Source organism: Devosia sp. Z6_126 (genome assembly GCF_058133495.1).
The window spans coordinates 255,844-270,500 of record NZ_JBYUNO010000003.1; the positions used below are offsets into that span (position 1 = coordinate 255,844).

15 protein-coding genes are annotated in these 14,657 nt (G+C 62.3%); 7 read left to right on the top strand and 8 right to left on the bottom strand.

Annotated features, from left to right (window positions below):
- Positions 1 to 26: 26 nt before the first annotated feature.
- Entirely contained in the window at positions 27 to 1,091 is a 1,065-nt protein-coding gene (gene chvE, locus AC3YOG_RS13385; protein ID WP_489889186.1) for a multiple monosaccharide ABC transporter substrate-binding protein, read from the bottom strand.
- Positions 1,092 to 1,202: 111 nt separating this feature from the next.
- Positions 1,203 to 2,276: a multiple monosaccharide ABC transporter substrate-binding protein gene (gene chvE / locus AC3YOG_RS13390; RefSeq protein WP_172123906.1), complete on the bottom strand. Its 1,074-nt coding sequence runs from the start codon at positions 2,274 to 2,276 to the stop codon at positions 1,203 to 1,205.
- Between the two features lie 409 nt (positions 2,277 to 2,685).
- On the opposite strand from chvE (AC3YOG_RS13390), the gene AC3YOG_RS13395 reads away from it, so the two are divergent.
- From AC3YOG_RS13395 to AC3YOG_RS13420, 6 genes are all read left to right on the top strand, one after another.
- Positions 2,686 to 3,453, top strand: coding sequence for a FadR/GntR family transcriptional regulator (locus tag AC3YOG_RS13395; RefSeq protein WP_172123908.1), 768 nt, complete (start codon positions 2,686 to 2,688; stop codon positions 3,451 to 3,453).
- A 113-nt stretch (positions 3,454 to 3,566) separates the two neighbouring features.
- The gene (locus tag AC3YOG_RS13400) at positions 3,567 to 6,920 is read left to right on the top strand and encodes a transglutaminase family protein (protein ID WP_489935437.1); all 3,354 of its coding nucleotides are present in this window, start codon (positions 3,567 to 3,569) and stop codon (positions 6,918 to 6,920) included.
- Positions 6,921 to 7,139: 219 nt separating this feature from the next.
- Positions 7,140 to 7,307: a hypothetical protein gene (locus tag AC3YOG_RS13405; RefSeq protein ID WP_489935438.1), complete on the top strand. Its 168-nt coding sequence runs from the start codon at positions 7,140 to 7,142 to the stop codon at positions 7,305 to 7,307.
- A gap of 47 nt (positions 7,308 to 7,354) precedes the next feature.
- The gene (locus AC3YOG_RS13410; protein WP_127753789.1) at positions 7,355 to 7,513 is read left to right on the top strand and encodes a DUF3309 family protein; all 159 of its coding nucleotides are present in this window, start codon (positions 7,355 to 7,357) and stop codon (positions 7,511 to 7,513) included.
- A gap of 201 nt (positions 7,514 to 7,714) precedes the next feature.
- Positions 7,715 to 8,092, top strand: a complete 378-nt coding sequence (locus AC3YOG_RS13415; RefSeq protein ID WP_164854854.1) for an ElaB/YgaM/YqjD family protein — start codon at positions 7,715 to 7,717, stop codon at positions 8,090 to 8,092.
- A 4-nt stretch (positions 8,093 to 8,096) separates the two neighbouring features.
- The gene (locus tag AC3YOG_RS13420) at positions 8,097 to 8,537 is read left to right on the top strand and encodes a hypothetical protein (RefSeq protein ID WP_489935439.1); all 441 of its coding nucleotides are present in this window, start codon (positions 8,097 to 8,099) and stop codon (positions 8,535 to 8,537) included.
- 31 nt (positions 8,538 to 8,568) lie between these two features.
- Here the strand turns inward: AC3YOG_RS13420 and AC3YOG_RS13425 are convergent, their stop codons facing one another.
- The 4 genes from AC3YOG_RS13425 to AC3YOG_RS13440 all read right to left on the bottom strand — a co-directional run bounded on the left by AC3YOG_RS13425 (position 8,569) and on the right by AC3YOG_RS13440 (position 13,288).
- On the bottom strand, positions 8,569 to 10,017 hold the full coding sequence (locus tag AC3YOG_RS13425; protein WP_489935440.1) for a sensor histidine kinase: 1,449 nt from the start codon (positions 10,015 to 10,017) through the stop codon (positions 8,569 to 8,571).
- Positions 10,018 to 10,191: 174 nt separating this feature from the next.
- Positions 10,192 to 11,109 carry a diacylglycerol/lipid kinase family protein gene (locus AC3YOG_RS13430; RefSeq protein WP_127753793.1) on the bottom strand — a complete coding sequence of 306 codons (918 nt, stop codon included), beginning with the start codon at positions 11,107 to 11,109 and terminating at the stop codon, positions 10,192 to 10,194.
- Positions 11,110 to 11,120: 11 nt separating this feature from the next.
- Positions 11,121 to 12,515, bottom strand: coding sequence for a sensor histidine kinase (locus AC3YOG_RS13435; RefSeq protein ID WP_127753794.1), 1,395 nt, complete (start codon positions 12,513 to 12,515; stop codon positions 11,121 to 11,123).
- Positions 12,516 to 12,595: 80 nt separating this feature from the next.
- Complete coding sequence (locus AC3YOG_RS13440; protein WP_172123918.1) at positions 12,596 to 13,288, bottom strand: Crp/Fnr family transcriptional regulator; 693 nt, start codon at positions 13,286 to 13,288, stop codon at positions 12,596 to 12,598.
- 189 nt (positions 13,289 to 13,477) lie between these two features.
- Here AC3YOG_RS13440 and AC3YOG_RS13445 point away from each other — a divergent pair, with 189 nt between their 5' ends.
- Positions 13,478 to 13,846, top strand: a complete 369-nt coding sequence (locus tag AC3YOG_RS13445) for a hypothetical protein (RefSeq protein ID WP_127753795.1) — start codon at positions 13,478 to 13,480, stop codon at positions 13,844 to 13,846.
- Here AC3YOG_RS13445 and AC3YOG_RS13450 read toward each other — a convergent pair.
- Positions 13,843 to 14,415, bottom strand: coding sequence for an RNA polymerase sigma factor (locus AC3YOG_RS13450; RefSeq protein ID WP_489888818.1), 573 nt, complete (start codon positions 14,413 to 14,415; stop codon positions 13,843 to 13,845). The two genes, AC3YOG_RS13445 and AC3YOG_RS13450, sit on opposite strands and share 4 nt — an antisense overlap.
- Positions 14,402 to 14,602, bottom strand: coding sequence for a NepR family anti-sigma factor (locus tag AC3YOG_RS13455; protein ID WP_348983115.1), 201 nt, complete (start codon positions 14,600 to 14,602; stop codon positions 14,402 to 14,404). Before AC3YOG_RS13455 ends, AC3YOG_RS13450 begins: the two co-directional genes overlap by 14 nt.
- Between the last annotated feature and the right edge of the window lie 55 nt (positions 14,603 to 14,657).

Below are 14,657 nucleotides of genomic sequence, written 5' to 3' on the forward strand. Positions count from 1 at the left end.
CGGGGCCCAGTCCTTGGTTTGCAGGATTACTGGACGTCTTCGGCCTTGATATAGCCCGAGTCGATCAGCAGTTCCTGATAGTTGGTCTTGTCCACTTCATATGGCGTCAGCAGGATCGAGGGCACGACCTTGACACCATTGTCGTAAGTGGTGGTGTCGAGGCCTTCAGGCGTGTCGCCCGAAACAACCGTTTCCACGAGGTCCGCGGTGACCCGGGCCAATTCACGGGTGTCCTTGTAAACGGTCGAATACTGCTCGCCCGCAACAATCGCCTTGACCGACGGAGCCTCGGCGTCCTGGCCCGAAATGATCGGCCAGGCGAGGTCGGACGAACCATAACCAACGCCGCGCAGCGACGAGATGATGCCGCGAGCCAGCCCGTCATTGGGTGCCAGAACGGCATCGACGCGGGTGCCGTCCGAATAAGCGCTGGACAGCAAGTTATCCATGCGAGACTGGGCGGTGGCACCATCCCAGCGCAGGGTACCAACCGTCTGCATGCCGGTCTGCCCGGACTTGACGACGAGGTCCCCCTTGTCGATCAGCGGCTGGAAAACGCTCATCGCGCCGTCGTAGAAGAAGAAAGCATTGTTGTCGTCGGGCGAGCCGCCGAACAGCTCGATATTGAACGGGCCGGGCTTCTCGGGATAGCCGAGGCCCTTGAGGATCGAATTGGCCTGCAGCACGCCCACCTGGAAGTTGTCGAAAGTGGTGTAATAATCCACATTCCCGGTGTCGCGGATCAGGCGGTCATAGGCGAACACTTCCACTTCGGACTCGCCCGCCTGCTGCAGCACGGCCGACAGCGTCGTGCCATCGAGCGCGGCGATCACCAGGGCATCAACGCCCGTGGTGAGCATGTTTTCGATCTGGGCGAGCTGGTTGGGAATGTCGTCGCCGGCATATTGCAGGTCGACCGTATAGCCCTTTTCCTCAAGCGCGGCCTTGAGCTCGGCGCCATCGGAAATCCAGCGCAGCGTGGTCTGCTCGGGCATCGAAATGCCGATCGTGCCCTTGTCCTGGGCCAAGGCCGCGCTCGAGGCCGTCATTGCCACGGCGCTCACCGCCAGAACACTGGCGAAGGTCTTCAAAAATGTCATGTATCGCATCCCTGTGGAGCAAAGAACTTTTGCAAGAACGCCGGCGGATTGCTCCGCCAGCGCAGTCATTCCTCGTCCGGGCGAGAACGAAAAGCCCGGCAGTTACTGGAGATCTTCAGCCTTGAGGTAGCCGGAATCCACCACCAGTTCCTGGTAGTTGGACTTGTCGACTTCATAGGGGGTGAGCAGGATCGAGGGCACGACCTTGACGCCATTTTCGTAAGTCGTGGTGTCGAGACCTTCGGGCGTGCCGCCAGTCAGCACGGTTTCCACCAGGTCCGCAGTCACGCGCGCCAGCTCACGGGTGTCCTTGTAGACAGTAGAATACTGCTCGCCGGCAATGATCGCCTTGACCGAGGGGGCTTCCGCATCCTGGCCCGAAATGATGGGCCACGGCTGATCGGCCGAGCCATAGCCCACGCCGCGCAGCGAGGAGATGATGCCGCGCGACAAGCCATCATAGGGGGACAGGACGGCGTCGACGCGCGAACCATCCGAATAGGTGCTCGACAGGAGGTTATCCATGCGGGCCTGCGCCACCGCACCGTCCCAGCGCAACGTGCCAACGGTTTCCATGCCCTGCTGGCCCGACTTGACCACCAGGTCACCCTTGTCGATCAGCGGCTGGAACACGCTCATCGCGCCGTCATAGAAGAAGAAGGCATTGTTGTCGTCGGGCGAGCCGCCAAACAGCTCGATATTGAATGGGCCAGGATTCTCGGGATAGCCGAGACCCTTGAGGATCGAATTGGCCTGCAGCACGCCGACCTGGAAGTTGTCGAAAGTGGTGTAGTAATCCACATTGCCAGTGTCGCGGATCAACCGGTCATAGGCAACGACCGGGATGCCCGAGTCAGCCGCCTGCTGCAGCACGCTCGACAGCGTCGTGCCGTCGATCGACGCGACAACCAGCGCCTCGACCCCGGTGGTCACCATGTTCTCGACCTGGGCGAGCTGGTTGGGGATGTCGTCTTCGGCATATTGCAGATTGACGGTATAGCCCTTGGCCTCGAGCGCGGCCTTGAGTTCATTGCCGTCCGAGATCCAGCGCAAGGACGACTGGGTTGGCATGGCGATACCGATGGCACCCTTGTCCTGGGCAAAAACCGCTGCCGAACTGACCAGCGCCACGGCGCTGACCGTCAACAAGGTTGCAAGAGATTTGGCAAGCTTCACGTCTCGACTCCCTATGATCTTCAGTATGCAAGAATAAGCATTGGTGCTTGGGGGCGGGCGGCGCCCCACGGATGCGGGCTGCTCAAGGCATGCCGAACCGGAGCGAACCAGGCATCGGCGGCGCCCCGGCGCAGCAGCAATTTGCGTTGCATTGATTCCTCTCCCGGCAGCCGCTGTTGCAGCCGCGGCCCTCCCAAGCCCACGTCGCGGAAGCTAGTTTAATCAGATAAGACTGTAAAGCTACTTTGCTTCCCGCGCGCTCCCCCTACCCTGCCAAAGTTCAACAAGCCTCCCGGTTGCGGCCGCTCTTGCTTGACGATACCGTCCGCCCGCCCGCCAGTGCGCCGAGGCCAAAAAGCATTCGAAGCAATGCAATCTATGTCGACCTATCAGATAGGCAGGAGGAAAGTTGAGCATCGCAACGGATGGGAACTCCCCTGAGGGGGGCAGCGCCGCCAGTGTCGTGGCCGATCACCTCGCACGCCAGATCCTGACCGAGATGATCCCGGGAACAAGCCTGCCCAGCGAAGCCGAACTCGCATTGCGCTACCAGGTGAGCCGCTTGACCATCCGGGAGTCCGTCAAGCTGCTCGAAGGCCGGGGTCTGCTTGAGATCGCCAAGGGCCGCCGCGCCGTCGTGCGCGAGCCGGACGGCGCCGCCTTCACCGATTTCCTCACCTCGGTGTTGCGCTACGATCCCAAGGGCCTGTTTGACCTCATGGAAGTGCGCATGTCCCTTGAGGTGCAATCAGCGACCCTGGCGGCCAAGCGCGCGTCCCGAGCCGGCACCGCGGCCATCGAGCACGCCCTGCAAGGAATGCGCGATGCCGCGGGGGAGTCGGAAACCGCAGCGGAGACCCACGAGGTCTGCTTCAACGACCATGACCTGGCCTTCCACGAAGCCGTGGCGCTGGCCAGCGGCAATCGCGTGCTCGGCTATCTGTTCGAGGGCATGGCCCCGGCATTGCGCGAAGGCTTCACCGTCAGCCAGCGCGGCCATCAGCGGCGCGGCCACACGGTTTGGAACACCATTGCCGACCATGAGCGTATCTTTGAATGCATCAAGTCAGGCAATGGCCGCGCCGCCGGTGAAGCCATGCGCCTGCACCTCAAGGACACCGAGCGCGACATGCGTGCGGCTCTGACAATGGCCCTGCCACAAACTCCACGTTTGTAAAGAGGAGCTTGCGTCCCCCAACCGCGTTATCGGCAGTGCTGGCGGCTGCGGTCAAAGGGGACTAGGCTGCCGCCAGGCGACCCGGATTTCACCCAAGCGAGCGACGCAACCGCATGTCGATCAAAGCTGCCGTCTATCACCTCACGCACTACAAATATGACCGCCCCGTTTATTTGCAGCCCCAGATCATCCGGCTCCAGCCAGCGCCGCATTCCAAGACCAAGGTGCTCAGCCACGCACTCAAAGTCACCCCAGCAAACCACTTCGTCAATGTGCAACAGGACCCCTACGGCAACTTCCTCGCCCGCTTCGTCTTCCCCGAACCCGTAACCGAGCTCAAGATCGAGGTGGATCTTGTGGCCGACATGACGGTCTACAATCCGTTCGACTTCTTCGTGGAAGAAAGCGCCGAGACCTGGCCCTTCCTGTATCCCGAAGACATCAGCGACGACCTGGCCATCTACATGAAGGCCGAACCTCTTGGCCCGCTGGTTGAACAGTTCCTCGCCGGCATCGATCGATCGCCCACCAATACGGTGACCTTCGTCACCGGGCTAAACGCCCGCCTCCAGCAACACGTCGCTTACATCGTGCGCATGGAGCCCGGCGTCTGGAGCCCCGAGGAAACCCTGGGCAATGCCCGCGGCTCCTGCCGCGATTCCAGCTGGCTCCTGGTCAACATCCTGCGCCATCTGGGCTTTGCTGCCCGTTTCGTTTCGGGCTACCTGATCCAGCTCAAGCCCGATCTCGTGTCCCTTGATGGCCCCGCCGGTACGGACCGCGACTTCACCGATCTGCATGCTTGGTGCGAGGTCTATTTGCCCGGTGCGGGCTGGGTCGGTCTTGACCCCACTTCGGGCCTGCTCACGGGCGAAAGTCACGTCCCTCTGGCGGCCACGCCGCATTACCGCAACGCCGCCCCGATCTCGGGTCTTGCCTCCTATGCCGAGGTCGACTTTGCTTTTGACATGCGCGTTGACCGCGTCGCCGAGCATCCCCGCGTCACCAAGCCGTTCTCGGATGCCGCTTGGGACGAGCTCAATGCGCTGGGCCACCAAGTCGACGCCGTTCTGGCGGCAAATGACGTCCGCCTCACCATGGGTGGCGAGCCCACCTTTGTCTCGATTGACGACTTCGAGGCCGAGGAATGGAACACGGGAGCGGTCGGGCCGACTAAGCGCGCCCTGGCCGATGACCTGATCCGGCGCCTGCGCCAGCGCTTCGCCCCAACGGGCCTGCTGCATTATGGTCAGGGCAAGTGGTATCCCGGCGAGACCCTGCCCCGCTGGACCTTCTCGCTTTACTGGCGCACCGACGGCCAGCCGGTCTGGCAGGATGAGAACCTCATCGCTCGCGAGGGAGTGGCCACCAATGCCGCACTGGGCGATGCCGAGGCATTCCTTGCCGCCTTCGCCCGCCATCTCGGCCTGTCCGGCGACACCATCCAGCCGGCCTATGAAGATCCTGGCGAATGGCTGCTCAAGGAAGCCAACCTGCCGCCCAATGTGGACCCGGCCAATTCCGAGCTCGCAGATCCCGAAGCGCGCTCACGCATCGCCACCGTCTTTGCGCGCGGCCTAACTAACCCCACCGGCTATGTGCTGCCAGTGCAGCGCTGGAACGCGCAGGCCTCGAGCCCTTGGCTGACGGAAAAATGGCAGACCCGCCGCGGCAAGCTGTTTCTGGCTCCCGGAGACAGTCCCGCCGGCTATCGGCTCCCCCTGTCCGCGCTGCCGCACCTCAAGCCTACCGACTACCCCCATGTCGTGGCGCAGGACCCTGGCGCCCCGCGTGGCCCCCTGCCGCCCGCCGACGCCATCCTCCCGCACGCCGCCCATCCCGGCCTTTCCGCCGATCCGCGCGCCCAAACGGCCGCCGAGTTCACCGCCGCCGGCGAGCAGCAGGATCGCACCGAGCAAGTGATCAGCGAAATCAAGGGTGAGGTGCGCACTGCAGTTACCGCCGAAATCCGCGACAATCGACTTTGCGTCTTCCTGCCGCCGGTGGAAACGCTCGAGGACTATCTGGAACTCGTTGCCGCCACTGAAGCCGCAGCCCGCGAAGTCGGCCAACCCGTGCACCTCGAGGGCTACGGGCCACCAACCGACCCGCGTCTCAACGTCATCCGCGTTGCCCCTGATCCCGGCGTGATCGAGGTCAACATCCATCCCGCCAATAACTGGGATGAGTGCGTCGCCACCACGACCGCCGTGTACGAGGAGGCCCGCCATTCCCGCCTGGGCGCCGACAAGTTCATGATCGACGGGCGCCACACCGGCACCGGCGGCGGCAACCACGTTGTTGTGGGCGGCGCTACGCCCGAGGACAGCCCCTTCCTGCGGCGTCCGGACCTGCTCAAGAGCCTCGTGCTCCATTGGCAGCGCCATCCTGCGATGTCCTACCTGTTCTCGGGCCTCTTCATTGGGCCGACCAGCCAAGCGCCCCGGTTCGACGAGGCGCGCCATGACAGCCTCTATGAACTCGAAATCGCCATGGCGCAGGTGCCGAACCCGGCATCGGGCGAGCCGGCGCCACGGCCTTGGCTGGTGGATCGCCTGTTCCGCAATCTCTTGACCGACGTCACCGGCAACACCCACCGCTCGGAGATCTGCATCGACAAGCTGTTCTCTCCCGACGGTCCGACCGGCCGGCTAGGCCTTGTGGAATTCCGCGGCTTCGAAATGCCCCCCAATGCCCGCATGTCCCTCGCGCAGCAGGTGCTGATCCGCGCGTTGATCGCCCGGTTCTGGACCGATCCGCTAGAGGGCAAGTTTGTACGCTGGGGCACGACGCTTCATGACCGCTTTATGCTGCCCCACTTCATCTGGCAGGACTTCCTTGATGTTCTGGCCGACCTTGAGCACCACGGCTTCCGGCTTGATCCCGCCTGGTTCGCCGCTCAACTGGAGTTCCGCTTTCCTTTCTGCGGCGAGGTGGAATACGAGGGCCTGCGCCTTGAACTTCGCCAAGCGCTGGAACCCTGGCACGTCATGGGCGAACAGGGTGCAATTGGCGGCACGGTGCGCTTTGTTGATTCATCGGTCGAACGGCTTCAGGTGAAACTTGAAGGTACCAATCCTGACCGCTACGCCGTGTGCTGCAACGGGCGCCCCCTGCCCCTGCGCAAAACCGACGCCGCCGGCACGGCGGTTGCGGGGGTACGCTTCAAGGCCTGGCAACCTGCCTCGGGGCTCCACCCGACACTGGAGCCAAACGCCCCCCTCGTGCTCGACATCTATGATCGCTGGACCGGACGTCCCGTCGGCGGCTGCGTTTATCACGTCGCTCATCCCGGCGGGCGCAACTACGACACTTTCCCCGTCAACGGCAACGAGGCTGAAGCGCGCCGCCTCGCCCGGTTCGTGCCCGGCAACTACACTGCTGGCGGCTTTGCACTGCACGAGGAACAACCAGCCGACGAATTTCCGCTGACACTGGACTTGCGCCGCCCCGCCAATCTGAACTGAGCACCGCTCTGGGACGCTGAACGACAACAAGGCTGCTCGCTAGCTGGTTATCATTAGCCATCTGAGGCGCCAGCTGAACCGCACTTAGATCCTTCTGGCTAGGGCGGAGAGGAGATCACCGGAACCAAGTCGTTCCATCGCCGTTATTTGATCACGCACAACAAAGCGTGATTGCCGGTCGATCCTGTTGGAAAACCTGGCTTTCACATGGAGGGCATCGTGAACAATTCTGTCCGCAACTTGAGCGAGCATGCACGCCACAGGGCACCGGCATGGTCAATCGAGGGCCATGATGGGGAGACTCACTATTCCGACGTGCTTAAAGCTTTGTCGCCTGCGTTCTTTATCTTGACCGTCGCTGCCGCTTTGATGCTCGCCATTCTTTAGCGGCCAGCGGCGATCGGAACTTTAGCGTCACTTAAAGGAGAGTTCCCATGACGTTAGGCACTATTCTCATCATCATCCTCATCTTGTTGCTGATCGGCGCGCTGCCCAATTGGGGCTATTCGCGCGGCTTTGGCTACTTCCCCTCCGGCATCCTCGGCGTGATCCTCGTGATCGTTCTGATCCTGGTGCTGATGGGACGGGTCTAACCCTCCCAGCTCAACCAATATGGCGCAGCCAATTAAATTGGCCTCTGCTCAAGCAGGACGCGCCTTGCGAGCCGGGAAGTCCCCTCCCGCGCTTGCCCTGTCACCCCGATGCCTTGTCGCGTCGGGGTGTCTTTCCCATTTTAGCGGGCCGCACACCGGATCAACCCGCAATCGTCAACTCCAGAGAAGGACCGCCTCATCATGGCCAACACTACCAGCACTGATCTTCCCCCGGGCGTCCGCAAAGTCGGCGCGGCCTCAGCAGCAGAAGACGCAATCCCCGCGGCCTCCAAGGAGCAACAGCTCGAGCAGCAGGTCAGCCAGCTCCAGAACGATATTCGCGATATTGCCGCAACATTGGCCCAGCTGACCGGAGAAAAGGTCACCGAAGCGCGCGGCATCGCCGAAACCGAGATGCACCGCCTCAAGCGCCACGGCCAGAACGCTCTGGACGAAGTGCAGGATCAGGCCGGGGCGCTTGAGGAAAGCCTCAAGCAGACCATCCGCGAGAAGCCCTTCACCGCCGTGGCAAGCGCCTTGGGCGTAGGCTTCATCCTGGCGCTGCTGAGCCGGCACTAACAGCATGAACATGCTCGTGCCGCTTGCGGCCCTGCTCGGCATCGAGCTTGAGGCAATAACCGGTCGTGTCCGGCAGGCCATTATTGCTTACGCGATAATGGGCCTGTTCGGGCTGATCGCTTTCGGCTTCCTGCTGATCGCGGGCTATCTGGCCCTGGCCGATTGGCTGGGCGCCGTGCCCGCAGCCTTGATCTGCGCCGGGGTAGCGATCGTGCTGGCTTTCGCCACCTTCATCGTGATCCAGGTTAGCACCGCCCGCCGCGAGCGCGAACAGGCGGAAAAGCGGCGGGCTGCCGAGGCCAGCGCCTTTGTCACCACCGCGACGGTGACGGCCTTGCCTGCCTTGTGGAGGTCCTCGGCCTTGCGCAACATCGCCCTGCCGGCGGCAGCCGCTGCCGCAACCTTCCTGTTCAGCCGCCGGCGCGGCAAGCGCACCGACGAATAAGCACCAAGCGCGACGCCCCTGGCGTCGCGCTTCAGACTTCCTCGGGCAGCGGCATCCAGATGCTGGCTTCCACGCCAGCCGGGTTGAACTTGAGATCGACCTTGCTGTCGAGCACCTTGGCAAGGCTCCGTTCGATCAGTCGGGCCCCCAAGCCATATTCTGTGGGCGTGCTGACTCTCGGACCGCCCCGCTCACGCCAGTTCAGCGACAAGCCGCGCACCGGCGTATCGGTGATCTCCCAAACAATGTCGACAACCCCGTTCTCGCTCGCCCAGGCGCCATAGCGATGGGTATTGGTGGTTAGCTCATGCAGGATCAGCCCCAGACCAAGGGCATGGTCGGCCGGCAACATGATGTTCTCACCCTCGACCTTGGCCCGGTCCGGCTCCTCTAGAAAATGTGGACCGAACTGCGAGCCGATCACCTCATACATGGTCACGCCCGACCAATCACGATTGGCGAGCAGCACATGGGCGTCCGAGATGGTTTTCAGCCGGCCCGAAAATGCCTCGATGAAACTTTGCGGATCCGGGTTCTGCCGGATGGTCTGGCGCGCTACCGATTGGATCATCGCCAGCGTATTCTTGACCCGGTGATTGAGCTCACGCAGCAGCAGCCTGGTATTGTCGGCACTGAGCTTGTTTTCCGAGATGTCGGTGCTCGCACCCATCAGCACCAAGGGCCGACCATCGGCGTCGCGCTGGTAAACCCGACCGCGCATCGCCAGCCAGCGCGTCGCATCCGCTGAGCGCGCTTCGACATTGAAGTCAGCGCCTTCTTCGAGGCTACCCTTGATCTCCTCGCGCAAGCGCTCCTGATCATTGGCATGAAGAGCGTCCAACACCTGCTGCGCATCGATCGCCTCGTTATCGGGCAATCCATACATGCGCCGGAATGTATCGTTGCAGGTGATCTCCCCGCTCGGCACATCCCAAACCCAGCTGCCCACCTTGCCGGCTTCCAGCGTCAGGGCGTGGCGCCATTCCTCCCGGATCAATGCTGCAGCCGTGCGCGCCCGCACCCGCGCCTCATCCTTGAGCGACAAAAGGCTGGAGACCACGCCCGCCAGATCGACCAGTTGCGCGAGTTGGTCGGGGTCAACCTCGGAGCGTGGCTGGGTGTCTAGGACGCAAAGCGAACCCAGGCGTTGCCCCCGCACCACCACCGGCGCGCCGGCGTAAAAGCGCACCTTGGGCGAACCCACAACGAAGCGATTATTCTCGAAGCGCGGATCGGCCGCGGTGTCGAGCACGACGAGCGGCTCGGATCCTGGCTCGGCTAGCGTATAGGCGCAAAAGGAGGCCTCCACCTCGCTGCCTTGCAGGTCATCCACGCCAAAACAGGAGCGAAACCATTGCCGCTCAGCGTCAAGCAGCGGTAGGAGCGCGAACTTGGCTCCAAACACTCTGGCAGCAATGCGGGTGAGGCGATCGAAATCGGCGTCGGGTTCGCCATACAGCAACTCAAGGCTTTCGAGCACTGCAAGTCGTTCAGGCTCTTCGAGAACTTGCCGAACGTGAGAAGGAAAAGAGCGTTGATTATCTGCCAATGTTTGTCCCGTTACCGGTTGCGGCAAATGGTGCAACGACTAGGCCGCACATCCATCAACCCAACCAAACGACCAGGGTGGTATTTGGTTGCCAATATTCTGCAATCATTCGGGAACCTGCATCGCCGGCTGCGGCAGCAGCACCGGCAGGCCGCCGGGATGAACCCGCAGTTTTACCAGTTTATCCAGCCGGATCAACTCGCCATCGATCACAGCATGGGCACCGCGCTTGCGCTTGGGAAAATGCAGCACCGCTTCTTCGACCAGGGTTGAGGTAACCAGCGGACTTGATTGCCAGGTGCCGCGAAAAACGTCGACTACCAGCTTGAGCAGGGCCCAGCTCGACATGGGTTCGGCGACATAAACGGCCAACAGGCCGGCATCCAATTGATCCGGATGCGGCAGCGGGCCGGAGCCGATGGGATTGTTGGAAACGACAATGCCCGACGCGCGCCGCCGCTGGCTCCCGGTGGGCGTATGCAGATCCACTTCGAAGTTGGGGGGCCGCACCACCGTCGCGGCCACGGCCCGGAGACTGGCGAAAATCTTGCCCAGCCGGCTCCGGTAAACCATGTCTTCGCGAATGCGCACCAGCCTGGCATGGACGCCCACATTGAACTGGTAGACAAAGGCGCGATCATTGGCGCTGCAAACATCGACCTGCCCGATAGTGCCCGCGGCAAGTGCCTCAAGCGCTTCATGCAGGTCCTGCGGCACTTTGAGAGACCGGGCAAACAAGTTCATGGTTCCAGCGGGAAGTACCGCCAGTGGCACCTTGGTGGCAAAGGCCACCCCCGCCGCTGCAGAAACCGTGCCGTCCCCACCAGCGGCCATAATGACGTCGACCCCCGGCGTTTCCGCCACGCGCCAAAGCTCACCCTGGACAGCTTTGCCACCAACCACCCGGCACTCGAGGGAATGACCGTGCTCCGCAAAAATCGAGATTGCCTCAGTGCTGAAGGCATCAAGGTCCATGGTGCGCAGCGTACCGCCATCCCGGTTCAGCACGGCAATTATGCGCATCCCCAGCCCTCTCAGCTGTGTGTCGGGTTTTCGGCAGAGTCTATCGTCGGCAGCGGCACCGAGATCTTCATACCGCCTTCTTCGCGCCGCTCGTAAACCGGCACGCCGCCAAACTGTGCGGCCAGTTGCTTGACGATAACACTGCCGAGCCCACCCTCGCCCATGTCTTGATCCGGCGCAATGCCCACCCCGTCATCAGCCACCGCGAGCGTGGGCACGCCATCCTCCGAGCGCCGCAGCCGCACCGAGATTGTGCCACCCTGCCCGTCCGGAAAAGCATGCTTGAGGGCATTGGTGACCAGTTCGCCGACCAAGATGCCGATCGTGGTGGCATCCCTCGCTCCAATCACGAAGGGCTCCACATCCCCTTCGATATGGACCACCCCTGCATTGGCGGCAGTCAGCTTGAGATCATCAAGCACCGCTTCCATGAACTCATCGGCCCGGGCGGTTTCCAGATCGTCGCCCAAGCGCAGCCGCCGATGCGCCGACGCAATGGCGTGCACCCGGGAACGAGCCGACTCCAGCGCTCGTTGCACCTCGGGCGATTTCGAGCGCAGCATCTGCAGCCCCAGCATGGACGACACCGTCGCTAGGGAATTGCCGATGCGGTGATTGGTGTCCTGCAGCAGCGCTTCCACGCGTTGCCGTTCATGTTCGGCATGGGCGCGCGCTTCCTCCAGCGCCTGGGTGCGTTCGCGCACATGCCCTTCGAGCACCTCGTTTTGGGATTGCAGCGCCGACTGCCCATGGGCCAGCGACACGACCATGCGCTGGGAGCGGCTAAACAGCGAATAAGCCAGGATCGCCGCTGCCGCCAAGGCGGTAATCACCGCACCCACCAGCCAGCGCCGCGACGTATCGATGGCACGGTTACGCTCGCCCAGCCGCTGGTTTTCCTCGCGGATAAACTGCTCGAGCGACTCGCGAACCGAATCCATCAGCCGTGCCCCCATGCCGGTTTGCGTGAGCGCTTGCGCCTGATCGGCCCGCATGGTCCGCACCAGTTGCACATTGCGTTCCATTTCAGCGGTGCGCATCGCGATCTCGGAGGCGATTAGCGCCATCCGCTCGGCCTGGTTCGGGCGATCCTTGGTCAGCGCAGCCAGCGAGAGCATTCGGGTTTGAATTGCAGCACTCGCCCGGCGATAAGGATCAACGAAGCTTTCATCGCCCGTGAGCAGATAGCCGCGCTGGCTGCTTTCCGCCTCCGCCAGGGCGTTGGTGAGCTCACGTGCCTGGTTGCGCACCTCATAGGTGTCGATCACGTCGCGCAGTTGCCGATCAATGCCCTGCATCATCACGAGGGCAGCCGCCGCGGCCAACAAGACCAGAGCCAGCGAGGCAAACACGGCCAGCCTTTGTATTGATCCGCGCGACGATACGACCGTTCCGGTCTGACTCAACCTGCCCTCACTTCAACATGCGCTTGGCGCGGCCCCGGCACGCTCTTGGGTAATGGGGGTGGCGGTTTTGAGGCCGATCCTCAGATAAACGGCCGATTCGGCTCCACTGTCCCGTCCCAATCAGCCAATGCCATCAGCCCATCGGGGTCCAGCACGTCGCACGCCCGGTCGAGCCATCGAATCAGCATGCGGTCGGCCAGCCGGCGTAGCGTCTTGTTGGTATGCACGATGGACAAGCCCAGCGTATCGGCAACATGGCTTTGCGTTATCGGGATATGCAGCGTGCGCGACGGCGCAAGGCCCACCGAAGCGGCGCGGTGATAAAGGAACGCAATAAGATAGGCCGCCCGCTCCGTGGCACTACGCCGGCCTACGCTGAGCAGGTGCTCATCGAGCATCCGCTCTTCGCGTGCCGCAAGCCAGGTGACGTCAAAGCCCAGCCCCGGATGATTGCGGAACACCTCGTCCAGCCGATTGCGCTGGAACACGCAGAGCACCATGGGCGACAGCGCTTCTACGGAATGCTGCATTTCCCCCAGCACGGAGCCCTGCAGCCCCACCAGGTCTCCCGGCAGCACATAGTTGAGGATTTGCCGCCGCCCGTCCGGCAGGGACTTGTAGCGGAATGCCCAGCCCGACAGCACCGTATAAAGGTGGGCGTTGTTGACGCCTTCCGACAACACTGTGGTGCCGGTCTCGGCGATCAGCTCGCCCGTCTTGAAGGTGGAAATGAATTGCAGCTCGCCAGGGGAGAATTCGCGAAAGCGCGGCATCGCCCGCAATGGGCATTGCTGACAAGGCACCCGTCGACCGGAACTGGGCAGAACGAGACTCAAACAACACCGCGAAAAGCAAAGGGGCCCCTTGGCGGGCTAGCTAAGGGTCGGCCCCCTCACATGTCAAACTTTAATGACAGGATTCGCGCCGGGAGCCATTAGAGTGGCTCACATTATCGGATCGCCATGCTCACCGGCCAAACTGTTCTCGTTGTCGAAGAAGAACTGCTCATCGCGCTGGACATCCAGCGTGTGCTGGAAGCTTTTAATGTTGGTCAAACAACCCTGGCGCATTCCGTCGATGAAGCCCTCGCGCTCCAGGACCAGTGGAGTTCATGCGCCTTGGCGATCGTGGATCTCAAGCGCGCCTCCCCCGATGAGCTGGCGCTGTGCGAGGGGTTGCGCGGGGCCGGAGTCCCCTTGGTGTTCACCACAGCCGACTACATCACTGCTCGCGGCGTTCCTGGCATGAAGGATGTCTCGGTCGTGCTCAAGCCCGTGCCCGAGCAAAAATTGACGAGCGCCATTACAGGGGCGCTCGCCGGTCGTTCCTAGAACGAGTGGTTGGACGTGGTTACCTGCGTTGAGACCGCGTCGGGACCGAAATCGGCTTCGCCACTGATCTTGAGGATGTCCTGCAGGCGCGTGCGCGCACGGCTGACCCGGCTCTTCATGGTCCCCACGGCGCAATCGCATATTTCTGCGGCTTCCTCATAGGAAAAGCCTGAAGCACCGATCAGGATCACCGCTTCGCGCTGGTCATCGGGCAATTGGGCCAGTGCCTTCTTGAAATCCTGCAGGTCCATGGAGCCATATTGCGAGGGATGGACGGACAGCCGCTCGGTGAAGGCGCCATCGCTGTCCTGAACCTCACGGCCGCGCTTGCGCATCTGGCTGTAGAACTCATTGCGCAGGATGGTGAACAACCAGGCCTTGATATTGGTGCCCATCTCAAAGCTGGATTGCTTCGCCCAGGCCTTCATGACGGTATCTTGCACCAGGTCGTCGGCCTTGTCGTGCTTGCCCGTCAGCGATACGGCGAATGCACGCAGGCTCGGCAAGGTCGACAGCATCTCTCGCTTGAAAGAAGGAGCCTCAACTTCCATGCCGTTATTCTCCGCCATGTTGAGGATTCTTGCGTGATTGTGCCTGCTCAGCGCTGTCGAGTTTCTCAAGAAGATCGAGCAATTGCTCGGGTACGCCCTCGTCTTGAACCGCGCCATAGAGCGCACGCAGACGCGAGCCGATGTCCGAATTCGGACCCAAGCCGTCCTCCGCCCGCCCCTGCATACGCATACGTTGCTGGGACACAAAATTATCCTTTATCATGCCTATAAAACTGATCCGATTTGCCCACTAGGTCGGT